Annotated in this window: 25 protein-coding genes; 4 read left to right on the plus strand and 21 right to left on the minus strand. The window is 60.8% G+C overall.

Going from position 1 to position 24172, the window contains the following annotated elements; all coding sequences use genetic code 11:
* Positions 1-30 precede the first annotated feature (30 nt).
* From LNV07_RS13590 to LNV07_RS13615, 6 genes are read right to left on the minus strand one after another with little or no spacing between them, the layout of a single operon-like run.
* Positions 31-1035: a 2-dehydropantoate 2-reductase gene (locus LNV07_RS13590; RefSeq protein ID WP_263571707.1), complete on the minus strand. Its 1005-nt coding sequence runs from the start codon at positions 1033-1035 to the stop codon at positions 31-33.
* Positions 1032-2582 (minus strand): tripartite tricarboxylate transporter permease, encoded by a 1551-nt coding sequence (locus tag LNV07_RS13595; RefSeq protein WP_263571708.1) that lies wholly within the window; start codon positions 2580-2582, stop codon positions 1032-1034. Before LNV07_RS13595 ends, LNV07_RS13590 begins: the two co-directional genes overlap by 4 nt.
* Before the next feature lie 42 nt (positions 2583-2624).
* Positions 2625-3134 (minus strand): tripartite tricarboxylate transporter TctB family protein, encoded by a 510-nt coding sequence (locus LNV07_RS13600; RefSeq protein ID WP_263571709.1) that lies wholly within the window; start codon positions 3132-3134, stop codon positions 2625-2627.
* Positions 3135-3137: 3 nt separating this feature from the next.
* Entirely contained in the window at positions 3138-4130 is a 993-nt protein-coding gene (locus tag LNV07_RS13605) for a Bug family tripartite tricarboxylate transporter substrate binding protein (RefSeq protein ID WP_263571710.1), read from the minus strand.
* Positions 4131-4156: 26 nt separating this feature from the next.
* Positions 4157-5176 (minus strand): Bug family tripartite tricarboxylate transporter substrate binding protein, encoded by a 1020-nt coding sequence (locus LNV07_RS13610; RefSeq protein ID WP_263571711.1) that lies wholly within the window; start codon positions 5174-5176, stop codon positions 4157-4159.
* A gap of 23 nt (positions 5177-5199) precedes the next feature.
* Positions 5200-6723, minus strand: a complete 1524-nt coding sequence (locus LNV07_RS13615; RefSeq protein ID WP_263571712.1) for an acyl--CoA ligase — start codon at positions 6721-6723, stop codon at positions 5200-5202.
* Positions 6724-7267: 544 nt separating this feature from the next.
* On the opposite strand from LNV07_RS13615, the gene LNV07_RS25640 reads away from it, so the two are divergent.
* Together LNV07_RS25640 and LNV07_RS13630 are read left to right on the plus strand one after the other, a co-directional pair.
* Positions 7268-8401: an ABC transporter transmembrane domain-containing protein gene (locus tag LNV07_RS25640; RefSeq protein ID WP_458296242.1), complete on the plus strand. Its 1134-nt coding sequence runs from the start codon at positions 7268-7270 to the stop codon at positions 8399-8401.
* An 84-nt stretch (positions 8402-8485) separates the two neighbouring features.
* Positions 8486-9607: a hypothetical protein gene (locus LNV07_RS13630; RefSeq protein ID WP_263571713.1), complete on the plus strand. Its 1122-nt coding sequence runs from the start codon at positions 8486-8488 to the stop codon at positions 9605-9607.
* A gap of 32 nt (positions 9608-9639) precedes the next feature.
* On the opposite strand, the gene LNV07_RS13635 is transcribed toward LNV07_RS13630, so the two are convergent.
* The 8 genes from LNV07_RS13635 to phaC form a co-directional block, all read right to left on the minus strand.
* Positions 9640-9897 carry a hypothetical protein gene (locus LNV07_RS13635; protein WP_263571714.1) on the minus strand — a complete coding sequence of 86 codons (258 nt, stop codon included), beginning with the start codon at positions 9895-9897 and terminating at the stop codon, positions 9640-9642.
* A 421-nt stretch (positions 9898-10318) separates the two neighbouring features.
* Complete coding sequence (locus LNV07_RS13640; protein WP_263571715.1) at positions 10319-11284, minus strand: sterol desaturase family protein; 966 nt, start codon at positions 11282-11284, stop codon at positions 10319-10321.
* Positions 11277-12065, minus strand: a complete 789-nt coding sequence (locus LNV07_RS13645; protein WP_263571716.1) for a polysaccharide deacetylase family protein — start codon at positions 12063-12065, stop codon at positions 11277-11279. The genes LNV07_RS13640 and LNV07_RS13645 overlap by 8 nt, the downstream gene beginning before the upstream one ends.
* Before the next feature lie 53 nt (positions 12066-12118).
* Positions 12119-13129 carry a YncE family protein gene (locus LNV07_RS13650; RefSeq protein WP_263571717.1) on the minus strand — a complete coding sequence of 337 codons (1011 nt, stop codon included), beginning with the start codon at positions 13127-13129 and terminating at the stop codon, positions 12119-12121.
* Between the two features lie 112 nt (positions 13130-13241).
* Entirely contained in the window at positions 13242-14057 is an 816-nt protein-coding gene (locus LNV07_RS13655) for a TIGR00266 family protein (RefSeq protein WP_263571718.1), read from the minus strand.
* A gap of 142 nt (positions 14058-14199) precedes the next feature.
* Positions 14200-14937, minus strand: coding sequence for an acetoacetyl-CoA reductase (phbB, locus tag LNV07_RS13660; protein ID WP_263571719.1), 738 nt, complete (start codon positions 14935-14937; stop codon positions 14200-14202).
* A gap of 109 nt (positions 14938-15046) precedes the next feature.
* On the minus strand, positions 15047-16225 hold the full coding sequence (locus LNV07_RS13665) for an acetyl-CoA C-acetyltransferase (RefSeq protein ID WP_263571720.1): 1179 nt from the start codon (positions 16223-16225) through the stop codon (positions 15047-15049).
* 121 nt (positions 16226-16346) lie between these two features.
* Entirely contained in the window at positions 16347-18032 is a 1686-nt protein-coding gene (gene phaC / locus LNV07_RS13670; protein WP_397545572.1) for a class I poly(R)-hydroxyalkanoic acid synthase, read from the minus strand.
* 208 nt (positions 18033-18240) lie between these two features.
* Between phaC and LNV07_RS13675 the strand changes: the two genes are divergently transcribed.
* On the plus strand, positions 18241-18525 hold the full coding sequence (locus tag LNV07_RS13675) for a hypothetical protein (protein ID WP_263571721.1): 285 nt from the start codon (positions 18241-18243) through the stop codon (positions 18523-18525).
* Here LNV07_RS13675 and pgeF read toward each other — a convergent pair.
* Positions 18457-19248 carry a peptidoglycan editing factor PgeF gene (pgeF, locus tag LNV07_RS13680; protein WP_263571722.1) on the minus strand — a complete coding sequence of 264 codons (792 nt, stop codon included), beginning with the start codon at positions 19246-19248 and terminating at the stop codon, positions 18457-18459. The genes LNV07_RS13675 and pgeF overlap by 69 nt on opposite strands.
* Positions 19238-19870, minus strand: coding sequence for a maleylacetoacetate isomerase (gene maiA, locus LNV07_RS13685; protein ID WP_263572068.1), 633 nt, complete (start codon positions 19868-19870; stop codon positions 19238-19240). The genes pgeF and maiA overlap by 11 nt, the downstream gene beginning before the upstream one ends.
* A gap of 52 nt (positions 19871-19922) precedes the next feature.
* Between maiA and LNV07_RS13690 the strand changes: the two genes are divergently transcribed.
* Entirely contained in the window at positions 19923-20471 is a 549-nt protein-coding gene (locus LNV07_RS13690) for an NUDIX hydrolase (protein WP_263571723.1), read from the plus strand.
* A 2-nt stretch (positions 20472-20473) separates the two neighbouring features.
* Here the strand turns inward: LNV07_RS13690 and LNV07_RS13695 are convergent, their stop codons facing one another.
* The 5 genes from LNV07_RS13695 to LNV07_RS13715 form a co-directional block, all read right to left on the minus strand.
* Positions 20474-21022, minus strand: a complete 549-nt coding sequence (locus LNV07_RS13695; protein WP_263571724.1) for a hypothetical protein — start codon at positions 21020-21022, stop codon at positions 20474-20476.
* Between the two features lie 19 nt (positions 21023-21041).
* Complete coding sequence (locus tag LNV07_RS13700; RefSeq protein WP_263571725.1) at positions 21042-21830, minus strand: substrate-binding periplasmic protein; 789 nt, start codon at positions 21828-21830, stop codon at positions 21042-21044.
* Between the two features lie 164 nt (positions 21831-21994).
* Entirely contained in the window at positions 21995-22681 is a 687-nt protein-coding gene (locus LNV07_RS13705) for a TonB-dependent receptor plug domain-containing protein (protein ID WP_263571726.1), read from the minus strand.
* An 8-nt stretch (positions 22682-22689) separates the two neighbouring features.
* Entirely contained in the window at positions 22690-23472 is a 783-nt protein-coding gene (locus tag LNV07_RS13710; RefSeq protein WP_263571727.1) for a TonB-dependent receptor domain-containing protein, read from the minus strand.
* Between the two features lie 58 nt (positions 23473-23530).
* Complete coding sequence (locus tag LNV07_RS13715) at positions 23531-24058, minus strand: TonB-dependent receptor plug domain-containing protein (protein WP_263571728.1); 528 nt, start codon at positions 24056-24058, stop codon at positions 23531-23533.
* Between the last annotated feature and the right edge of the window lie 114 nt (positions 24059-24172).

Below are 24172 nucleotides of genomic sequence, written 5' to 3' on the forward strand. Positions count from 1 at the left end.
CTACCCTCACCCACTACAAAGACTGCGATCTTAGCGAGGCTTGTTCAGGCTGGCTTGAGTCTGCGCCAGCAGCGCGGTGACGGCGTAGATGGCCCCGATATGGGGCGTCGGCGTGTTGGTGATGCGGCCTAACTCCAAAACCGAGCCGACCAGCGCCTCCAGCTCCAGCGCACGGCCTCGCTCCAGGTCTTGCAGCATCGAGGTCTTATGCGCGCCGACCGCCTCGGCGCCGGCAATACGTTGCTCGATGCTGACCTTGAACGTAACGCCCAACTTCTCTGCCAGCGTCTGCGCCTCGGCCATCATGGCCGCGGCCAACTCGCGGGTCGGCCCAAAGCGGCAGATGTCTTCGAGCGTCGCATGGCTGAGCGCCGAGATCGGGTTGAAGCACAGATTGCCCCAGAGCTTGACCCACAACTCGCTGCGAATGTCTTTGGAGACGGGGGCCTTGAAGCCGGCCCGCATCAGCGCTTGCGACAAGGCCTCGATGCGCGGAGTCCGCGGGTTGCCGAGGCTCGCGTCCAACTCACCGAGCGAGAAGCGATTGCCTTCGATCAGCCGCACCACGCCGGGCTCGATCAGCTCGGCCGCCGGGTAGACCACGCTGCCGATGATTCGCTCGGCCTCGATCTGCGAGGCGATCAGGCCACCGGGATCCACGCTCTCGAGGCTGCGGCCCTCATACGCGCCGCCCGATTTCTGGAAGTACCACCAGGGCAGGCCGTTGATCATGCTGACGAGCAAGGTCTGCGGCCCGAACAAGGCGCGCAAATCGGGCAAAACCTCGCTGACCTGATGCGCCTTGAGCGTCAAAAGCACCACGTCTTGCGGCCCGGCCTCGGCCATGCTCTGCACCGCCCGCGCTTGCCTGGCATGCAGTTCGCTGCCGTCCTCCAGCAGCAGGCGAAAGCCATTGCGCTGAATCGCCGCCAAATTCTGATTGCGGGCGATGAAGACCACCTCCTCACCCGCCAGCGACAAGCGGCTGCCCAAAAGACCGCCGATCGCACCGGCTCCAACAACGGCGAACTTCATTGCTTTTCTCGCTCCAAACGGCTGGCGGGCCCCAGCTTGCTGTCGGCTTCTATTTCACGCCGGCGCAGCCGCTCGCGCAGCAGCCCCAACAAAGGCCAGCACAGCAGCAGCAGGGCCAGACTCATCAAGGTAGCAACCAGCGGACCCGACCAGAAAATCGCCAAGCTACCCTGCGAAGACAACATCGATTGGCGGAAATTGGTTTCCGCCATATCGCCGAGCACCAAGGCCAACACCAGCGGCGCCAGCGGGTAACGCAGCTTCTTGAACAAATAACCCATCACCCCGAACACCAGCATCATGCCGACGTCAAACATCGAGCTGTGCACGGTGTAGGCGCCGACCGCGCACAAGACGATGATCAGCGGCGCCACCAGCGAGAAAGGGATGCGCAGGATGGCGGCCCAGAACGGCACCGTCGTCAGCACCACAAGCAGGCCGACCAGATTGCCCAGATACATCGACGCGATCAGGCCCCAGACGAATTCCTTTTGCTCGACAAAAAGCATCGGGCCGGGCTGCAGGCCCCAAATCAGCAAGCCGCCCAGCAACACGGCGGCGGTCGGCGAACCGGGGATGCCCAGCGTTAGCATCGGCAACAAGGCGGCGGTGCCGGCGGCATGGGCGGCCGTCTCAGGCGCGATCACGCCTTCAATCGCACCCTTGCCGAACTTTTCGGGATGTTTGGAGAATCGCCTCGCCATGCCATAACTCATGAAGGAAGCGGGTGTCGCGCCGCCGGGAGTGATGCCCATCCAGCAGCCGATCAAGGTGCTGCGCAAGAAGACTCGCCAATGCTTGAGCAGCTGGCCCCAGGTCTGCCAGACCACGCGCGGATTGATATGGGCGCTCTGCCCTTTGAAGGCCAGGCCCTCCTCCATCGTCAGCAGAATTTCACCGATGCCGAACAGGCCGATGACGGCAATCAGAAAATCAAACCCCTTCAGCAGCACCGTCGTGCCGTAGGTCATGCGCAACTGCCCGCTGACGGTATCCATGCCGACCGTGGCCAGCGCAAAGCCGAGCAGCATCGCCGCCAGCGTGCGCAGCGGCGGCTCGCGGCTCATGCCGACGAAGCTGCAGAAGGTCAGAAACTGCACGGCAAACATCTGCGCCGGGCCAAAGTTCAGCGCAAAACGCGCCAGCAGCGGCGCCAAAAACGTGATCAAGATCACCGCGAACAAGGCGCCGACAAAGGATGAGGTGAAGGCGGTGGCCAGCGCCTGCGCGGCGCGGCCGTCGCGCGCCATCGGATAGCCATCAAAGGTAGTCGCCACCGACCAGGGCTCACCGGGGATATTGAACAGAATCGATGTGATGGCGCCGCCAAACAAGGCGCCCCAGTAAATGCAGGACAGCATGATGATGGCCGAGGTCGGCGCCATCGTGAAGGTCAGCGGCAACAAAATCGCCACGCCATTGGCGCCGCCCAGACCGGGCAACACACCGATCAGCACGCCGAGCGTAATACCGATCAACATATAGCCTAGGTTGGGCAGACTCATGGCCACGCCAAAGCCTTGCATCAAGTTGCCGAAGTCTTCCATCAATAAGCCTTTTTTGGGCGTTCTTGCCTTGGGCTAGATAACTCAAAAGCCCAAAAATTGTTCGAGCGGACCTTTGGGCAGCGGCACCATAAAGCGCAATTCAAAAACAAAAAACAAGATCACGGACATCACCGGCGCCAGCAACAGCGCCTTCCACCAGGCGTAACCGCCGTGAAGGCGCATGAAGAAAACCAGCAATAGGGCCGAGGCGACATAGATGCCCAAGCCCTGAATCAAGCCGACGTAAATCAGCATCGGCCAGAACACTGCCCAGACGCCGGCGGCCTCTGCGGGTTTGACGAAAACACGGCTGTCGGCGCGCCAACGCAGCAATTGCTGCAAGATCAACAGGCCGCTGACAAAGGCCAAACCGATGCCAATATAAAAAGGAAAGTAGCCGGCACGCGGCCCGTCATCGGCCCAGCCGCGACCGACCCGCAAGCTGTCCACAATCACCAAAACAGCCAGCACCAGCAACAAGCCGGCAACACCCAGTTCGACCCAGCGCGTGGCAAGCGCCGGCGCTTGCTTTTTCTCTAGCTCCGCGCTCATCGCTCAATGCGCCTTGAACTTGGCTTCGCGCATCAGCACCAGATGGAAATGCGCGGTCTGGTCCAACCATTTGTCAAACGGAGCCCCGCTCATGCTGGTCGGATTGAAGGCTCCTTGGGCCATAAAGGCGCGCCATTCGGGCAAGCCTCGCAGCTTCTCGAACAAACGCACATAAAAAGCACGCTGCTCGGCGCTGACCTGCGGCGCCATGAAAATGCCGCGCAGCATCAGGTAGGAGACCGGGATCTTGGCCGACATGCAGGTCGGAATTTCGGCCCAGCTTCGGCCATTCGAGAGCTTGGCCGGGTACTTCATCGGCGCGCCATCAAACACGCACAGCGGTCTCACCTTGCCAGCGCGCCAGAGCCCCTCGGCCTCGATCGGGTTGTTGACCGTCAAATCCACTTCGGATGCAGCCAAGGCCTTGGCCACATCACCGCCGCCCTTCAAGGCGACATATTGAATGCGCGTTGTAGCGGCCGTCTCCAGCAGGACGCCGATCAACTGATCCTCTTGCTTGCTGCCGGTGCCGCCCAGCTTGAAGCTGCCCGGCGGGCGGCTGCGCAAGGCCTCCAGCAATTGCTCGGCGGTTTGATAGGGCGACTCGGCATTCACCCACAAGACGAACTGGTCGAGCGCCAACATGGACACCGGGGTAATGTCTTGCCATGAAAAATCAACCCCGGTGGCGAGCGGAATGGTGAACAGATTCGACAAGCTAATCAGCAATTTGTGCGGATTGGCAACCGCCGCCTTGGTGTCCAGCAGGCCCTCGGCGCCCGAATCGCCGGTCTTGTTGACGACCTGCAAGGGCTGCTTCATCAAGCCATGCTTGGTGACCAGCTCCTGCATGAACCGCGCCATTTGATCGGCACCGCCGCCCTTGCCGGCCGGCACCACCAACTCCACCGGGGCGGTCGGCTCCCAGGCCCAAGCCGCAGGGGCAGACAGCGCCATTGCGCAAGCAAGCAGGGCCGTTCGATGAATAGTCAGCATGATTGTTCCGTTCGCGCTAGGTGCGGCTATTGAGCCAGGAAACCGGCTTGCTTCATCAGCTGCCGATGCATCTGTTCATTCTTGCCCAGCCAATCTACATAGGCATCGCCGCTCAAGGCGGTCTGACGAAATGCCCCCTTCTCCATAAAGCCGCGCCACTCGGGCGTCGCGCGCACCTTGTTGAAAAGATCCAGATAAAAGGCCTGCTGTTCTTTGGCAACACCGGGCGCCATGAAAATGCCGCGCAGCATCAGGTACTCGACCGGAACGCCGGCCGCCGCGCAGCTGGGAATATCCTGCCAAGACATGCCGTTCGAGAGCTTGGCCGGATAAGGCAGCGGAACGCTATCAAACACGCACAGCGCCCGCAGCTTGCCGGCGCGCCAATGCGACTCGGCCTCGATCGGGTTATTGACCGTCGCCTCGACATGCTGACCGACCAACTGCACGGCCACCTCACCACCGCCTTTGTAGGGGATATAGGTCAGCTTTTTGCCGGCCACGCCCTCCAGCATCATGCCAATGATCTGGTCCTCTTGCTTGGAGCCCGTGCCGCCGAGTTTCAGCGTGTTGTTCGGCAGCGTCTTCAGCGCCACCATAAAGTCTTTGGCGGTCTTGTAGGGCGATTCGGCATTGACCCAGAGCACGAACTGATCCAGCGCCAGCATCGAGACCGGGGTCAGGTCTCGCCAATTGAAGGGCACGCCGGTGGCCAGCGGCGTCGTGAACAGATTGGACAGCGTAATGATCAGCTTGTGCGGATCACCACTCGCGCCCTTGATCTCCAAAAAGCCCTCGGCGCCCGCGCCACCGCTTTTGTTGACCACCACAATGGACTGCTTCATCAAGCCATGCTTGCTGACCACGCCCTGCACGAAGCGCGCCATCTGATCGGCGCCGCCACCGGTGCCGGCCGGTACGATCAACTCGACCGGGCGAGTGGGCTCCCAAGCGCAGGCGGACTGGCTGAAGCTCAACAAGCCCAGGCCCGCGAGCAAACAATGGCTCAGCTTGCGGCCCACACTGAAACGATTTCTCCCACGCATAGTCACCCCTCCCCCTTAGTTATTCAAGCGCCCAATCCGAGTTTCTCCGCCAAGCCAATGCGCTGCAACTTGCCGGTGGCGCCCTTGGGAATCTCGGCGAGGAACAAAATCCGCCGCGGCACCTTGAAGTCGGCCAAGCGCGCCGCGACGAAGGCACGTAAACCCGCCTCGTCCAGGCTCGCCCCCTCGCGCAAAACCACCGCAGCGGCGACATCTTCGCCCAGCTTCGCGTGCGGCATGCCAAAGGTTACGACTTGTTGCACCGCAGGGTGGTCCATGATGACCTCGTCAACCTCTCTTGGGCTGATCTTCTCGCCGCCACGGTTGATGATTTCTTTCAAACGCCCGGTGATGCTCAGATAACTGTCGGCATCAAGCTGCCCCTGGTCGCCGGTGCGAAACCAGCCATCCCGCCAGCCCTCGGCATTGGCGGCCGGGTTGTTCTCGTAGCCCGCCGTCACATTGGGACCGCGAATGACGATCTCGCCAATGCCACCGGCCGCCAATAGTTGGCCGTCGGCCGCCATGATGGCGATCTCGGGCCCGGCCGCAAGACCTACGGTCCCGGGCTTGCGCAGCCCTGGAGGCAAGGGGTTAGAGGCCATCTGATGCGCCGCCTCGGTCATGCCGTAAGCCTCGATCAAGGGCGCACCAAAAGCAGCCTCAAGCTCGGTGATGACCTGCGGTGGCATCGAACTGGAGGACGAACGCATAAAGCGCAAAGGCTGGCGAGCGATCAACTCGGCATGCCCACGGGCGCGGGCCACGATGGCCTGATGCATGGTCGGCACCGCCGTGTACCAGGTCGGCTTGGCTTCCTCCATCCAGGCAAAGAACTTCAAGGCATTGAAGCCGGGCGTGCAAAAAACCTGCGAGCCGGCCGCGAGCGGCGCCAACACCCCAGCGATCAGGCCGTGGATATGAAACAGCGGCATCACATTGAGGCCGCAGTCGCTGGATGTGAATTGCAGGCTTCGCAAAATGTGGCGGGCCGAAGCGAGCAAATTGGCCTGCGACAAGGGCACGATCTTGGGCCGCGAAGTGGTGCCCGAGGTGTGTAAAACCATCGAGACATCGTCGGGCTTGGCCCAGATCGGCGCCGCCAAGGGCTTCGCAGGCAATTGGCTGAGTAGGCTGAATGCCCCGGCCGGCGCTGCGGCGTCGACGACCAAGCGCAAAATTGCCACGCCAAGCTTTTCGGCCACGGCGATCGCGGGCGAGTTGCTGCCGGCCTCAACGATCAAGGCGCGCGCCTGCAAATCGTTCAGGTAGAACTCGAATTCGTCGCTGCGGTAGCCCGGATTGAGTGGCGCGCTAGCCACCCCGCAGGCACAGGCGACGAAGCAAGCCGCCATCTCAGGGCCGTTGTTCAAGACGATGGCGACGCGATCATTTGGGCCCAACCCCAGCGCATTCAGCCGGCTGACCGTATCAGCAAGCAGGGCCCGCAAGCCAGCAAAACTAAGCGCCGCCCGGCCCGGCGCCGACAGCGCCGGCGCATCGGATTGCCCGTTGGCGAGCAGATCGAAGAGTCTTTCTTTTGTCATGGAAGCTTCACTCTGTGAGTAGTTTCATGGTCCTGGATCAAACGGCACCTAACATAGTAGCGCTACGGCGTGACAAGATGCCGAACTTTGCATGCTGGCGGGCTTGGTAGATTCGCCATATTCAACGTCAGCCAACTTCGGTCCTCGGCAATGTCCTACTTAGTCGCAGACAAGGTTAGACGCCAGCTGACAAGTCTTACAGAGCGGGAAAACCAGCATGGTGCACCTCGGTGGTCATCGACATCATTCGCCTCGAAGGACTTGCAGTCCACATTCAACGGCCGCCAATTCGAGCGCCGCATGCTGCGAGCAAGGGGAGGAATATCTTGAGCAAATCACTGCTCCGCAAGGATTTAACGCGCGCCGGTCATGCATATTGGCTGGCCTGTAAGCCTATGGATCGGCCAAGCCGCTTGCAGCACCCAAGCCAATGAGCGGCAGTCAGGCGTCAATCCAGACAGGGCCGATACAGGCCATGGCTGCTGTCGAAGCTAGTCGCGGTGACATTGAGCTTGCCCTGTCAGCGTTCGCTTAGCTATCCGCCTTGGCCGTCATCGCTCGCCATCGCCCTGTCGCAGCGGAGCCGAGTGCCTTGATGCACGACTCGGGTCTGGGCTCCTTGAGCAAGCTTGCGCGCCAGGACCTCTTGCTCGCCGCCGGGCATCTAAGGCTGAAGGCCAAGGCCACCCGCAGCTCGGCTGAGCGCCTGCCCCTGGTTCACCTGCCCGCCTTGGCGCAGATGAAGGATGGCCGGCTTTTGGTTCTCTCCAGCCGAGCCAGCCTAGCCGGCGCCTTGGCCAAGATCGACCTGGCCTGCTTGGTGCCCAGCATCGTCAAGCACCCCAAGCGACTCGGCGAGTTGCTGATGATTTCGCTCTTCATGCAGTTGCTTGCCTTGGTCAGCCCCTTGTTCTTTCAATTCGTGATGGAGAAGGGGCTGGTGCACAAGGGGATGAGCACCCTGGATGTACTGGTCATCGGCCTGACCGTTGTGCTGCTGTTAGAGCGCGCGCTCAATGTGTTGCAGGCCAGAGTGTTCAGCCACATCACCAGCCGCATTGATATCGAGTTAAGTGCGCGGCTGCTCCACCGCTTGCTGCATTGGGCGCGGGCCTATTTTTCAAGCCCTCCGGGTTGGCGACTCGATAACGCGGATTCGCGAGCTGGAGAATATTCGCCAGTTCTTGACCGGCGACGCCTTGACCCTGCTGCTGGATGTGGCGTTCTCGGTGATTTCTGTCGCGGTGATGTTTGCCTGCAGCACTCCCCTGACCTTGATCGTGCTGATCTCCCCGCCCCTTTCTCCCCGCCCCTTTACTTTGGCTTGAGCTTGGCCATCGTGCCCAATCTGCGCGGCCGCTTGAACGAAAAGTTTGCCCGCGGCGCCTGGAACCAAAGCCTCTTCGTCGAGACGGTCTCCGGCATTCAACCCGTCAAGGCCAGCGCCTTGGAGCCGCAGATGTCGCGCCGCAGGGAAGCTCAATTGGCGGCCTATGTGGCGACCAGTTTCAAGACCCAGGCCTTGGCGCAATACGGCCATGCGGGCCAGGACCGCATGTGTGAGCAGGTTGAGCAAGAGCGCGACCTGGCAGCGGCACAGGCCGCGCTGAAGGACAGCAAACAAGCCCGGGCCGGCTTCCGCGCTGAGGCCGAGCGAACTCGGTCTTGGGGTCTTTGAATTTGCCCTCCTTCATATTCAAAGACCTGACTCCAAGGTCTCGAGATTTCGGAAAAAACCAACTAATAACAAGCAAGGCAATCAATGAAAACAAAATCAAACAATTTCCGCGCAATATATTACTTCAAAACACGCGCAATATTATCTGTTATCTTGATATTCAGCCTTTGCATTTCGACCGCGGCTCCGCTACCAAAAATCATCAATGGGGAAAAAGTCGGTACTTTAACCTATTCCGGACACGTAAAAATATCCTGGTGCGTCAACTCCAATACTTTGGTTATCGCCCATAAGACCGGAGTCGACACATATCAACCTGAAACATTGTCATTCACTACCTTGGCGCTCACTGAGGTCATAGCAGAAGGAGGCATCCAATGTAAAACAGATCCTCTCAAAGTATTTTCACACAACGCAGGCCCAAGCAGTATCTTAATGCAATCCATCGACAACTATTATTCCGTGGCATTTGCCCAGCTGATAGGCGACGGATCACCTAATATTGGCAACATTCTTCGCCAAACTGGCGATGACATCCCGAAAGAACTATATAAAAAAATAAGCACCGATACCGGCAGTTTTGACAACTTCAAAAAATGTCTGTTAGAAAGCAAAAAAATCACAAAGTTTGATTTTTTAGCCGTTTCACCGAAAAATCCATTTATTTTCCTCGCCTCTGGAAGTCGAATTTATGTATTCGACAAAGATGACAGCAACTGCAAAACCTATTCTGAATTCAGAGTCCCCGCCTCGGAAGCTAACACAAAGCAAATTTCAGAGCTTAATTCCAATTTCTCCATTTGCTACGACGATCCCACAATTGAAGATTCCTGGTCCCAAAAAATAAGCATCTTTGGAAAATCAGGAAAACTATTAAAAACAATAAATGGCGTAGGCGAGTGCGAGCAAAGCCCGATCAGTTCCAAAAGCGTTTCATATCAAATTCACCACGAGCGCCCTGGGCCACGATACCACTTCAATGGTCGGATATATAAAAATAGCTCAGACCGAGTAGATATATTAACAGTGAATGATAAATTACAAACAAAGACTATTGCGAAGTTTAATGAGATCTCAACTGGGATGGTTAGTTCAATAACATCACGTGAAGGGAGGTGGCTGGCCATAAAAGTCAGCGCCAGCGAAGAGGATATTGCAAATTCTGAAAATCACACAATGATTCATATCATAAAAATTCATAATTAACGGAGCCGGGGTCAATTCTTTAATTTGCCTGATTAGGCACATATCACCGTTGGCATCCTCTTGAGCAAGGAAACCTCCCGCCAGGGATTGCGGCGGAGAGCGTCGGATAGCAGATCGGTCAATATGGCCTGCATGAGCCAGTGCATGATCAGCCAAGCGCTGCGATAGCTAACTCCAAGGTCACGCATGAGTTGCAGGGCTGCCATACCGGTCTTGCTTTGCGTGCGCAGGTGGATGACCAGAAACCAAGTCGTCAGTGGCAGCTTGCTGGCGTTGAGCACAGTTCCCACCGTGAGGCTAGTCTGACGTTGGCACTGACAGCACTGCAAAAGAAGCCGCATGCCGCGCTCGTGGCGGCGGTGTTCGGCGCTCGCGCACTTAGGGCAAACGAAACCCTTGGGCAGCGCATTTCATACAAGGCTTGTTGGCACTGTGCTCGCGTGCCGTAGCACTGGAAAAACGAGGCCAGTGCGAGACTTGGCTGAAACAAGATGCGCTTGATAGGCATGGTCGGCTCCGGTATGCGGTGCGACAACTTTCCCACCCCATTGGCTCGCCAGATGAGCCAGCGGTCGTAGATGCCTCGTCAGGCAAATTCAAGACTTGCCCCCAACGGATCAGGCCAAGCCACCGTTGAACTCCTGGCACGTCGCTTTTGAACCCTGCTGCGCGCCTTTAGCGGCCCACGTTCGTTGACTCCAACAGCCCTTTTCAGCGCCGCCCAAACAGCCGACCCAGACCCAGCCATTGCTGCGCCCAAAAACCCCGGCCATAGTCGCGCCCACCTTCGTCAGGCAGTTGGTCCCGCACGCCGGTCGAATCCCAGCGCAGCTCGAAGTTAGCGGTGCCGAAGATGATGTCCCAGATGGGGAACAGCACGGCAAAGTTATGCCCGCCCAGAGTGCCCCGCCCCTCGGACTCATGGCCTATGCCGATGGAATGATGCAGGCGGTGATAGCGCGGACTGACCAGCACCCGCTCAAACAAGGGCCCGAACCAGACCCGCACATTGGCGTGCTGCAAGCTCTCCAGCAATTGAGAAACCGCCACCAGCGCGACGAACTGCCCCGGCTCAACGCCTATCAAGCGCGCCAGCACGACGAAGGCGGCATCCCGCAGCATGTCGTCAAGCAGATGATTGCGGTTGTCGCTCCACATCGTCATCTGGCGCTGGCTGTGATGCAGCGCGTGCAGCGCCCACCACCAGTTCCAGGCATGCTGGCCCCGGTGCAGCCAGTAGTTCACCAGATCGAACACCAGCAGATAGAGGAAAAAGGAAACCCAAGGGATATCGCTGACGCCCGGCCACAGCGCATCCAGCTGCATACTTGGCACGCCGGCCATGCGGGCCGCTCCGGACAGGCCGTCCCAGAGGGGGTCGATGCTGAAGAACATCAGCAGCTTGAACAGACCCAGGCGATGAATCAAGGTGTAGATCACGTCGACGCGCACGGCTGCCTTGTCCGCGAGCGGCTCGACCGGGCGCCAGCGCTCCAAGCTGCGGATCACCAGCAGCATCACCGCGATCTGCAGCATGCCCACCAGCAAGATGCCGGTGGCGCTGAAGGCGTCTTCAAGCAGGTTGCCGCCGCCCAGCGCGAACACCAGCGGCTGCACCAGCAACTCGAACAATTGCTGCTGCAGCTCGCTGAAGGCGTCGGTCAAAAACTCAATCATGCGAAGCATCTTTCAGCATCGGCGCTTGTTGCAGCAAGCCCGCCATTTTGAACAACAAGCGATAGCGCGGATGCTCACGCAGCGGCGCAAAACACATGCCCTTGTCCTTCAGCCCTTGCAGCAGCGGCTCCAGCACGGCCGGCGCCCAAGGCTCCTGGCGCGACCAGATGCCCAGATGCGCCATCAAGATATCGCCCGGCTTGATGTTCTTCAACGCACGCTCCAGCAGCTGGGCATTCGGATAACGATCGCTCGGCAATTCGTCGCCCAGAAAGCCCGCCGGGCTCCAGGCCACATGCACATAACCGCATTTCTGAGCGGCCGCCAACAGCGCCGGCGAGGTCTTGCCGGCCGGCGCGCGGAAGATCGGCCCCATCGCTTGGCCCGTCATCTCGCTGAAGCGCGCGCTGACCTGCTTGAGGCTGGCGCAATATTGCTCCGCCGTCAGCTCAAGCCGGACCGGCGTTTGAATTCCGGCCGCACGGCTGAGCTTGAAGCGATTGGCCTCGGCCTGGCCCGGCTCAGGTAAATCGGCCAGCCAGGTGTCATGGTTCCAGGTGTGGGCCCCGAAATCATGGCCTTCGGCGACACGCGCTCGCCACCAAGGCGCCCATTCATCATCCAGGGTCCAGCCGCCGGTTTTCGTCGGCTCGTTGGCGAGGAAAAAAGTCGCGCGCGCATCAAAGCGCTTCAGCGTCTCGGCGATCAAGGGCGCCACGCCCATGTGGCCGGTGTCGAAACTCAGAAACACCGGCTTGGCACAAGGCACGGGCTGCGCCATGACAAGCCCGGGTGCGGCCCCCGCTAGAACCGAGGCCAGCAGCAGGGCTCGCATCATTGGCGCGGCTGGCTATCCAGCGTGAAGACCCCATGCGGCGACTTGCCGACCTTGACCTGGCGCACGACCTTGCGGGTCTTGGTGTCGATCTCGGTCAGCTTGCCGGCCCAGCGCGAGTTCACAAGAATAGTCTTGCCGTCCCCCATCACTTCCATATCGTCCGGGCCGCTGGGGCCGGGGAATTGATCAACGACGGTGAAGGTCTGCGTATCGATCTTGCTGATGGTGTTGGCGACCCGGTTGCTGACCAAGACGTGACGGCGATCGCCCCAGGCGCGGAAGGAATGCGCGCCCTTGCCGGTGGGCAGGCGCTTGAGCAGCTTCGGCGGCGTGCTGCCGCCGGCAGCACTGACGTCATAAACCTCCACCACCGCGTCACCGGTCAGGGCGACCAGGATGTGCTTGTCATCGGCGGTCAAGAAGATGTCGGCCGGCATTTCGCCGACCGTGATCTTCCAGCGTGGCGTCTGCGTCGCCAGGTCCACGGACAGCAGCTCGTTGCTGTCCTGCAGGCTCACATAAAGCGTGCTGCTCTTGCTGTCGATGGCCAGATGGCTGGGCGTCTTGGGCGCGCTGATGCGCTTGACCAGCTTCAGCGGTTCGGTCTTGCTGGCCGGCGTCCAGCTGTAGAAATTGACGTAGTCCAGCCGATTGGCGGCGGTGATGAGCCACTTCATATCGGGCGAGAAGCGCAGGTGATAGGGGTCGTGAATACCCTGCACGACACGCTGAACCTCGGCGGTATGGGGGTCCAGAAAGGTCAGTGAATCACCCAGCGCATTCGCCACCAACAAGGACTTTGCGTCCGGGGACAAGTAAAGGTGATGGGGTTCCTTGCCGGTCGGGATGCGCTTGATTTGCTTGAAGCTGACCGGGTCAACCACGCTGATGTCGGCGTCCAGTGAGTTCAATACAAAGATCGGCTTGGCCGGGTCGGCAGCAGCAGACATCGCTAGCGCAGACAAACTCAGGGCCACGGCAAGGCGGGGCCAGGACTGAAACGACATCAGGAATTCCTTGAAGGGAGCGCATAAGCGCAGGGATACGAAGCGTAAGAAACGCAGCAAACACGGAGAAAAAGGGGGCTTATGCCAACCCTCTGAGTGTAATTGCCCGCGCTTACTCGTCGTTATCGCCGCCCAGCAAACCACCCAATAAACCCCCGCTGGCAAAGCCCCCGAGCACGGAGCCCTCTTCACGGCTGCCACCGCGCTGCGGCGCGGCCGCGAAGATGCGCGAAGCCAGGCGCGAGAACGGCAGGCTTTGCAGCCAGAGCTCCCCCGGCCCGGTCAACTTGGCCAGGAACAAGCCCTCACCGCCAAACAAGGCCGTCTTGATCTTGCCGACATACTGAATCTCGAACGAAACATTCGGCGTGTAAGCGACCACGCAGCCGGTATCGACCAGCAAGGTCTGACCGGGCTGCAGCGTGCGCCGCACCACGGTGCCGCCGGCATGGACAAAGGCCAGACCGTCGCCGTCCAGCTTTTGCATGATGAAACCCTCGCCGCCAAAAAACCCGGTCGAGAGCTTTTGTTGTACGGCGATACCCAGCGAGACTCCGCGCGCCGCGCACAAAAAAGCGTCTTTCTGGCAGATCAAGGTGCCGCCGAGCTGGCGTAAATCCATCGGCAAGATCTTGCCCGGATAGGGCGCGGCAAAGGCCACGCGCTGTTTGCTTGAGCTCTGATTGGTGTAGACGGTGGTGAACAGCGACTCACCGGTGATCAAGCGCTTGCCCGCACCCATCAGCTTGCCGAAGAAACCGCCCTGCTGCGGTGCGCCATCCCCAAAGACCGTATCCATATGGATGCCCGCATCCATGAACATCATGCTGCCGGCCTCGCCGACGGCCGCCTCGCCAGGGTCGAGCTCGACCTCGACGAACTGCATCTCGGCGCCCTTGATTTCAAAATCGACCACGTCCATTGCCATCACGATTCCCTACCAAGCTAAATTCTGGAGCGACATTATTGCCTTGCATCGCTTGCCTTGCTGCGGCCCACAAGGACAAAGGGAGCCGCAGCCTCGCGGCCGCGACTCCCTCACCTTGCCTCAAGCAAACCCCGAGACGGGTTTAGCCCATGTGCAGACCACCGTTGCAGCTGAAATCGGCGCCGGTCGTGAAGCCGGAATCCTCGCCCGCCAACCAGGCCACCACGGAGGCGATTTCCTCCGGCTTGCCCAAACGCTTGATCGGGATGGTGGCGACGATCTTCTCCAGCACATCGGGGCGAATCGCCTTGACCATGTCGGTCCCGATATAGCCGGGGCTGACGGTGTTGACCGTCACGCCCTTGCTCGCCACTTCTTGCGCCAGCGCCATCGTGAAGCCGTGCATGCCGGCCTTGGCGGCCGAGTAGTTGGTCTGGCCGAACTGCCCCTTCTCGCCATTGACCGAGGAGATATTGATGATGCGGCCCCAGCCCTTGTCCAGCATGTCTTCGATCACCTGCTTGGTGACGTTGAACATGCTGTTCAGATTGGTGTTCATCACCGCATCCCAGTCATCGCGGCTCATCTTGCGGAACATGCCGTCGCGGGTGATGCCGGCGTTGTTGACCAGCACCGCCACCGGGCCATACTCGGCCTTGACCTTGGCGAAGGCCTCGACGGTGGAGTCCCAATCGGCCACATTGCCAACCGACGCATAGAAGGTGTAGCCCAAAGCGGCCTGCTCGCTCAACCATTTGTCGAAGTCGCGGCTCGGGCCGCAACCGGCGATGACTTTGAAACCTTCTTTATGCAGGCGCTGGCACATCGAAGTCCCGATGCCGCCCATGCCACCGGTGACGTAAGCTACTTTCTGAGTCATGTTTGTCTCCAAGAATTAAAAAAACGGATGGCTCGCCCAGAGTTCCGCAAGTGCGGGTCTGGGTCAAGCGGGTTGGCCCTAATCCTGACCAATCGTTAGCTTCGAAAATTTAGCGCTCAACGGTCAGCGCCACGCCCATGCCACCACCGATGCACAAGGAGGCAATGCCCTTCTTGGCATTGCGACGCTGCATTTCGTGCAACAGCGTGACCAGGATGCGGGCGCCGGATGCGCCGATCGGGTGACCCAGCGCAATCGCACCGCCATTGACATTGACCTTGCTGAGATCCCAACCCATTTCCTGATGCACGGCGCAGGCCTGCGCGGCAAAGGCTTCGTTGATTTCCAGCAAGTCCAGGTCTTGCGCCTTCCAGCCGGCGCGCTCGAGCGCCTTCTTGGCGGCAGGCACCGGGCCCATGCCCATGATGGACGGATCCAAGCCGGCCGAGGCGTAGGAGGCGATGCGGGCCAGCGGCGTCAAGCCCAGGCTGGCGGCCTTGGCGGCCGACATGATCAGCAGACCGGCGGCGCCGTCGTTCAAGCCCGAGGCATTGCCGGCGGTGACGCTGCCGGCCTTGTCGAAGGCGGGGCGCAGGCCGGCCAGCGCTTCGGCATTGCTCTTGCGATTGATGAACTCGTCGGCATCAAAAATGATCGCGTCGCCCTTCTTTTGCGGGATCGTCACTGCGGCGATTTCATCCTTGAAGCGGCCCGCGTCTTGCGCGGCGGCGGCCTTTTGCTGCGAGCCAAAAGCCAAGGCGTCCTGCGCCTCGCGGCTGATGCCATATTGCTTGGCCACGTTCTCGGCCGTGATGCCCATGTGGTACTGGTTGTAGACGTCCCACAGGCCGTCGACGATCATCGTGTCGACCAGCTTCCAGTCACCCATGCGCTGGCCGTCGCGCGAACCCGGCAGCACATGGGCGCTCAGGCTCATGCTCTCCTGGCCGCCGGCGATGACGATTTCGGAATCGCCATCACGGATCGCCTGCGCCGCCAGCATCACGGCCTTCAGGCCGGAGCCGCAGACCTTGTTGATCGTCATCGCCGGCACCGTGTTGGGCAGGCCCGACTTGATCACCGTCTGGCGGGCCGGGTTCTGGCCGGCGCCGGCCGTCAAGACCTGACCCAGGATCACTTCACTGATCTGCGCGCCGTCGAGGCCGCTGCGGCGCAAGAGATCGCGCACCACGGTGGCACCCAAGTCAACGGCGGAAGTCTTGGCGAGCGTGCCACCGAATTTACCAATCGCGGTACGGGCCGCAGAGACGATCACGATATCGGTCATTTTTACTTTCTCTTCTCTATGCTCTGAGTAACTAACAAGTTATCCGGTCGAGTTTAGCTCGACCGGGAGGGTGAAAATTCACATATAGCGGGTTTCGGCTGGTTTCACAGCGCTTGCGGAGTCAAGCTTTTTCTTGCACGTAGCGGCCCGGCGCCGGCTCGATCACCTTGTACTTGCGATTGCCGGGCGTTTTGGGTGCGGGCTTGAGCGCGCCGGCATGAGCCGCCAACCACTCCGACCAATCGGTCCACCAACTGCCGGGCTGCTCGGTGGCCGAGGCCATCCAGTCATCGGCCGAGGGCGGCAGCGCATCCGTCTTGCCAATCCAGTGGCTGCGCTTTTTCTTCGCCGGTGGGTTGATCACGCCGGCGATATGGCCGGAGGCGCCGAGCACATAGCGGCATTCACCCTTGAAGACTTGCGTGCTGCGGTAGGCGGCTTCCCAGGGCACGATATGGTCCTCGCGCGAGCCGTAGATATAGACCGGCGCCTTGATCTTGCCGAGATCCAGCGGCTCGCCACAAACCGTCAAGCGGCCGGGGATCTTCAGGTCATTCTGCAAATAGGTGTGGCGCAAATACCAGCAGTACATCGGGCCACTCATATTGGTCGAGTCGCCGTTCCAGTACAGCAGATCAAACGGTGGCGGCGCCTCGCCCTTCAGATAGTTGCCGACCACATAGTTCCAGACCAGATCATTCGGACGCAACATGCTGAAGGTGCTGCCCAGCTCCTGGCCTTTCAAGAGGCCGGGGCCCTTGGGTGCTTGCAAACCGATGGTGGTCTCGCGCTTTTTCACCGAGGCCTCATCGACAAAGATATCGAGAATGCCGTTGCTGGAAAAATCGATCAGCGTGGTCAGCAAGGTGACGCTGGCGGCCGGCTGCTCGCCGCGTGCCGCCAACACGCCCAGGGCGGTCGACAAAATGGTGCCGCCGACGCAAAAACCCAGCGTGTCGATGGTTTTGGAGCCGCTGATCTCCTGCGTTACGCTGATCGCCTTGATGGCAGCCTGCTCGATATAGTCGTCCCAGGTCCAGCCCTTGCAGGACTCATCCGGGTTGCGCCAGCTGATCACAAACAAGCGGTGCCCCTGCGCCACCGCATAGCGGATCAAGGAGTTGTCGGGCTGCAGATCGAGGATGTAGTACTTGTTGATGCAAGGCGGCACAAACAGCAACGGGCGCTCGAACACCTTCTCGGTCAGCGGCTTGTATTCGATCAGCTGAAAGAACTCGTTCTCGAAAACGATATCGCCGGCGGTGGTGGCGACATTGCGCCCGACCTCGAAGGCGCTCTCATCCGTCTGCGAAACATGGCCGCGCTGCAAATCGTTCCAGAGCATCTGCATGCCCTTGGTCAACGTCTCGCCCTTGCTTTCCAAGGCCAAGGCCTGCGCCTCCGGGTTGAGCGCCAAAAAATTGCTCGGCGAGGCGGCGTCGACAAACTGCTGAACGGCAAAGCGCACACGCGCCCGCGCCTTGTCTTCGCCCTCGACCTTTTCGGCCATCTGCTGCAAGGTACTGGCGTTCAGCAAATAGAGCTGCGCCATGAAAGCGCTGGCGGGATTGGCAGTCCAGGCCGGGTTGGCAAAGCGGCGATCGGTCAGCGGCTTGGCCGGCTCGGCCGGCTTGCCCTGGCTGCTTTGCAGCGAGGCATTCCACAGCGCCGTGGCTTGATTGAGATAGTTGCTCTGCAACTCGGCCAGCGAGGCCGGGGGGATTTGCAAGCCGGCCAGGGTCTTCCACATTTCGCCAAAACCGGCGGCGGTTTCGGCGGCTGCGGCGGCAATCGCCTCGGTGGACATGGCCTCAGGGACTGTATTGGGAGCGGCAGCCTCGGCGGCTTTCGTCTTACGGGTCATGGGTTTCCTCAAACAATTAGCAGGTGGGCTCAAAGACTTGTGCGCTAAGCAATCCCATCATCGCAGACCTTGTTGTAACCTCCTTGTCTTACCCGCTTATGACTAAGAACTTATCCGTCAACAGCCGGGGTCTTACGGACAAGCTCCAACCATGTATCTGATCGCAATTGCATGGGGCTATGTGGCCCTGATGATGGCCTTGGCCGAAGCCACCAGCAGCCAGGGCAGTATTCTGGGCGCCATCGTGACGCTGCTGCTTTACGGGGTCTTGCCGATTTCCATCGTCTTGTATTTGCTCGGCACGCCACACCGAAAAAAGGCTCGCAGACGGCAAGAACAGCTGGAGAGGGAAGCAGCTACGGCCGAATCAGGCCAGGCAGATGGCCGCGACCATGCGCCCGCTGACATGCTCGCGCCGGTAAGAAAAGAACCGTGAAGCGTCGCTGAAGGTGCACCAACTGCCACCGCCGACCTGAGTCAAACCCAAAGCGAACAAGCGTTGACGCGCCAGCCCGGGCAGATCGGCGCGCCAGCGCGCTTCGCCCATCGCGTTGGGCCGGAACCGAAAAAACTCGCTCGATTCGGCATCGCTTCGGGCACCAAAAGCCCCCAGCACTTCGGGCCCGACCTCGAAGGCCTCGGGGCCGATGCAAGCCCCCAGCCAGGCCTGCACATCAGCCGGCTGGCAAGCCGCCGCCCGGCAAAGCGCCGCGACGGTGTTCTCCAGCACGCCGCCCGCCAGCCCGCGCCAGCCGGCATGAGCACCAGCCACGCCGCCGGGCGCTGCAAACAAGACCGGCAAACAATCGGCCACCTGAATCGCCACGGCCAAGCCCGGCAGCGTGCTGACGCTGGCATCGGCAACCGGCGCCTCGGCAGCGTGCAAGGCATGGGACGGATTCAAGAGCACGACCTCGCTGCCATGCACCTGACGCAAAAACACCGCCTTGGCTGCCAAGGCCCGATCGACTCGCGCGCGGTTCTCGGCCACTGCGGCCGGATCATCCTGCACCGCCGCGCCGACATTCATGCTCCCGAAAGCACCACCGCTGACGCCACCGGCCCGCGTGGTCATGAAGGATCTCACACCCTCGCTCTGCAGCGGCCATGAGGGCTGCAACCAGTCGGCATCCATCATCACCTGGCCTTCACTCGGCATCCGGGCAGGCGGAGGGCTGGGTCTTGGCGAAGGCGTCCAGCGCCATGCAGTTGGCGAACACCCGCATCACCTCGGGCACATGGTCGAGCCGGCAGTCAAAGCGCTGGGCGTTGAAGATCTGCGGCACCAGCACACAGTCGGCCAGGCCCGGCGTATCGCCGTGGCAGAACCGGCCTGCACCTGCTTTCAGGCGCTGCTCAACCACCTCCAGGCCGGTCTCGACCCAGTGACGGTACCAGCGGTTTTTATTGTCCTCATCGACGCCCATTTCCTTGTTCAGGTAGCGCAGCACGCGCAGATTGTTGAGCGGATGAATCTCGCAGGCGATGTCTTGCGCCAGCGCGCGCACCTGCGCACGGCCCAAGGCGTCGGCAGGCAACAGCGGCGGCAAAGGGTGGGTTTCATCGAGGTATTCGATGATGGCCATCGACTGGCTGATCACCGCGTCGCCGTCACGCAAGAGCGGCACCAGCTTGGACAGCGAGGCGCTGACATAGGCCGGATCGAACTGTTCGTTCTTGGCCAGATGAACCGCGCGGTAGTCGTAATCAAGCCCTTTCAGCGCCAGCGCAATGCGCACGCGATAAGAGGCCGAGGAGCGAAAGTAATTGAAGAGTTCCATGGATGCGGATGATGCCATGAAGGCTTCATGCCGGGCCGCTAAACTCTGGCCTATGTGGAACCCAAGACGCTTCAAACATTGCCCCAGCTGTGGTGCCGCGGTCGACTACCGCGTGCCGGCCGATGACAACCGCGAACGCGCCACCTGTTCCGCCTGCGCCAGCGTCCATTACGAAAACCCGATCAATGTGGTCGGCACCCTGCCCGTCTTTGGTGAGCAAGTGCTGTTATGCCGACGCGCGATCGAACCTCGATATGGCTTGTGGACCCTGCCGGCCGGCTTCCTGGAACTGGGTGAAACAGCGGCCGAGGGCGCACAGCGCGAGACCGATGAAGAGGCCGGTGCGCAAATCGAGTTGCAGCCGCTCTACTGCCTGATGAATGTGGTCAAGGTCGGGCAAATCCACCTCTACTACCGCGCCCGCCTGCTGTCGGATCAATTCAATCCGGGCCCGGAGACGCTCGAAGCCAAGCTCTTCCACGAGCATGAAATTCCCTGGGATGACTTGGCCTTCCGCACCGTGCGCGAGACCTTGAAGCATTTTTTTGAGGACCGCCGCTTGGGCCGCCCCTTCGATCTTCACTGCGGGGATATTGGCTGAAACTAGTCGGTCCAGAGACTCTCGACCAACTCACCCACCTCCAGCGGGCCGCCAGCGCGCGGGGCCTGCTTCCACTCAAGCGGCGCCGGCGCCAAACGCTTCGATTCTTTGCCGTTCCAGGTGGCCACTTTCAGCGCGAACACGACCGGCCCCTTGATCGCCTCGAACGGCGCCACCGCCCTGACCCGCGTGCCGATCTGCTGCTTCAGGCCCAAGTCCAGCATGGCGTCGAAGTCGAGCCAGACATTCGACTTGAGGCCGGGCCGCACCGCCACCACGATAAAGCCCCCGACCGATTGCTGAACCCCGCTGGCGATCACCGCCTCACGTGCTGCCGCCTCGACGGCTTTGACATAGGCGGCCATCGCATCAATGCTGGGCACGCGCTCTTCAAGCACCGCGCTTGGCTGCAGCAGCACCACATTGAAATGGGTGATCGGTTCGGCCGCCTGCGCGCCCCTGCTTGCGATGGTGGCGATAGCGGCGGCAACAAGCAGGCCAACAAACCGATGGCGCAAGCGTCCGGTCGCGATCAACTGCGGGTGGGTCATGAAGAAGGCCTCGCCCAAGCTATTTGAAGTCGCTCAGCAGCTTCTTGTAGGCATCCGATTCACGCACCTGTGCGATCTGGGTCCAGATCAACCTCGCCTGCGACTCATGCTCCGCAATGTAGTTGCGGGAAAAGACCAGAAAATAGGGTTTTGACACCAGCACCGGCTGTATACGTTCGATGCGCGCCGCGAATTCCGGGTTCTGTTCCAGCAAGCTATTGCCCTCCTGGGTCTGCAAGGCCACGGCCACCACATAACCCCTCAGCAGTTTTTGCAGACAAGCTTCGGCCTGCCGATTGCCATCATCCACCTTGGCGCCCAGCTCCTTCAATTGGGCCACGACGGAAAACCCACTTTGCGCCCCCAGCACCCCGGTGGCAATGAGTTTCGTACCGTCCCATTCGATCGGCGCGCCCTTGAGTCGAAACAGGCTGTAGCTGTCCACCAGCAGGCGTTTGTCCACATCTAGCCGCCCGCTCTGCATGGGATACGCTGCACCGTCCGCGGCCCGCTCGGCGCTGTAACTGGCCTTGAACGCGGCATCCACCTGCCCTGACTTGAGTTCCAGCAAACAGCGCTTCCAGGGTTTGGGCGTAATGACGAACTTGCCGCCCACGCTCTGCTCCACCATGCGCATCATGTGCATCAATACCCCCGGCCTGTCTTTCAGCTGCCAAGGGAAGCTCTCATCGTCGCCGGTGCAAATCTGCAGCGCGGGAGCTTCCTCCGCATGCGCGGCAGTCGGCAGCCCGGCGCAAGCAAGGCAGAGCAGCCAGAAGCCAAGCAGAAGTGAACGGCGAGACAGCATGCAAAAAACCTTTCCGTTTCGAAATATCGGGGGATTATGAAGCTAGCCGGCCAACCTTCGCGAGCAAGCCAAATTGGTCGCCACTGCGCGGCAAGACCGGCTCAGTTTTCGGGCATTTGAGCCGAAGGCATGACCTGACCCTGACCCTGACTCGCGTTTGCAGTTCACAGCCGATAGACCACTTGCAGCAAGAAAGAACGACCCGGCAGGGGCAAATCGTTCGGAATCAAGCCCGGCGCGGGCGTGGGCTCACGCGCATCGGCATTGAATATATTCAGCAGCGCGTCGGACAAGGACCATGCGCCGAGTTGGCGCGTCAAGCTCAGGTCCAGCGTGCGGTAGTCGGCCACCGGGGGGCGGCTGTCGCCGGGCGTGCATTGCCGCCCGGCGACCCAATTGAGCAGCGCATTCATTTGCAGCGCTTCAACGATTTGCCAGTCGGCACGACCGTAAAAATGGTGGCGCGGCGCATAGCCGGCGTCGAGTCCGGTGGCATGGTCGCTGTTGCGCTGATAGCTATAGCTGCCGCTCAGATGCAGACTTCTATCGGCCTGCCACTGCAGTTGCGCTTCCAGGCCACGACCGTCCTGGCGACCGACATTGCGTACCGTCGAACCGGTGTTGGGCTCGCTATTGGGTACACCGCGAATGATGTCGTTCATTTGAAAATCAAACAGATTCAGATTGAGGTGCAGGGACTTGTCGAGTAGCCAGTCCAACGCGGCCTCCAGCGTCTTGATGGTCTCGGGCTGTATGTTCGGGTTGCCGCGCAGCGTCGGATTATTGATGCCGAACTGATCATTGAACGAAGGCGCGCGAAAGGCCGAACCGTACAGCAGCTTGGCCGTCATGTCATAGCTCAGCGCCCAGACCAAGGCCAGGCGCGGCTTGCTGGTAGAGCCGACACCGCGCCGATCCGGTCATGCCGCAGGCCGGCGGTGAGGCTCCACTCGGGTGCCAGCTGCCACTCATCCTGCAGATACAGATAGTCCACCTTGCGTCGCTGCGGCAGCATAAACGGCGAGGACGCCGAGTAGTCGGCCACCGGGCCCTGCAGCACGGGCACGCCGGCCGCGTTGGCGATGTAGTTTTTGAAAGTGGCGGTGTGATAAAGATTCAAATCATCGTGGCCGACACCCAGGCGCAGCACATGGCCGCGCCAGCCGCTATAGCTGGCCACGGCGCTCAGGCGCAGTTGGCGCTCCGAGGTATCGGGGTGGCCGACCATGCCGTCGGGCAACAGCCCGGTCGGGAAGTGCGTACCCGGCGGCGACAGCAGCAAATTGACCGGAATTTGCTGCTTGTAGAACAACAGGGCGGCGTTGGCCGACAGGCTCCAGTCGCGGCCAAGCGGAGCAGCGCTCCAGCCCAGGTCGGTGTTGATGCGTTCGGAGCGCCCCCGGCCCACCGGATCAAGCGACTGCGCAATGCCGGCGCCTGTGCCCATGTCGTCGCGCAGCTTGTAGCCGGCCCGCAACCGCCACTGCGGGCGTGACAGGTCGAGATGCACGTCGAGCGCGTCATAGCCAGCGTTGAGCGGCCCCGGCGCAAGGCTGGCATGAGTCCCAAAAGCCTTGTCGCGACTGCTTTGCGCATCGGCCTCGATGATGGATTTGGGGCCGGCCGTGCTGCCCGCCCGCAAATAGGCGGCCAGCTCCCAGTCGCCGAGCTTGCGGCCATGTTGCCACCAGGCCTCGCGACTATGAAAGGGCGGCCAGGTCCGCCGCCGTCTTGGTGATGATGTTGATGACGCCGCTATAAGCCTCGGCGCCGTAGAGCGCTGAGCCGGGGCCGCGAATGATCTCGACGCGCGCGATCTGCTGGGCCGGGAAGTCTCCCCACATCTGCCCTTTGTTGCCGACTAACATGGTCGTCATCGGCTGCCCGTTTTGCAGCAGCAGCAATTGAGGGGTCTGCCCACTGACAATGCCGCGCATCACGTATTGCGGTTCGTAGTTGGCGCCTCCGCGCGTGACATGCAGGCCGGGCACGCCTTCGAGCAGACGCTCAAGATTGCTTATCCCCAAGGCCTTGATGTCGGCGGCCGTGATGACGCTGGCCACCGACGGCGCCAGACGCAGGGGCTGGCGAGTGCCGGTGGCAATGCTGATCAACTCGGCATCACCATAGACCGCGGCCAGCTCCTCATCACTGGCCGGCCCGGCCGCCTGCGCCAAGGCCACCGTCAACGTGGCAAGGATGCCGCTACAGCTTGCAATAGTTTGCATGGCAATCCCTTTAAACAAGACGCTCAGCTTGAATTCGAAGCAAAAGCATACGAGGAAGAGGACAAGAACACGAGAGGCCTCGCCATGGGAATAGGCAAAGAAAGACAGCACCTG

The sequence above is a fragment of the Roseateles oligotrophus genome, from assembly GCF_025717515.1.
GTDB lineage: Bacteria > Pseudomonadota > Gammaproteobacteria > Burkholderiales > Burkholderiaceae_C > Paucibacter_A > Paucibacter_A oligotrophus.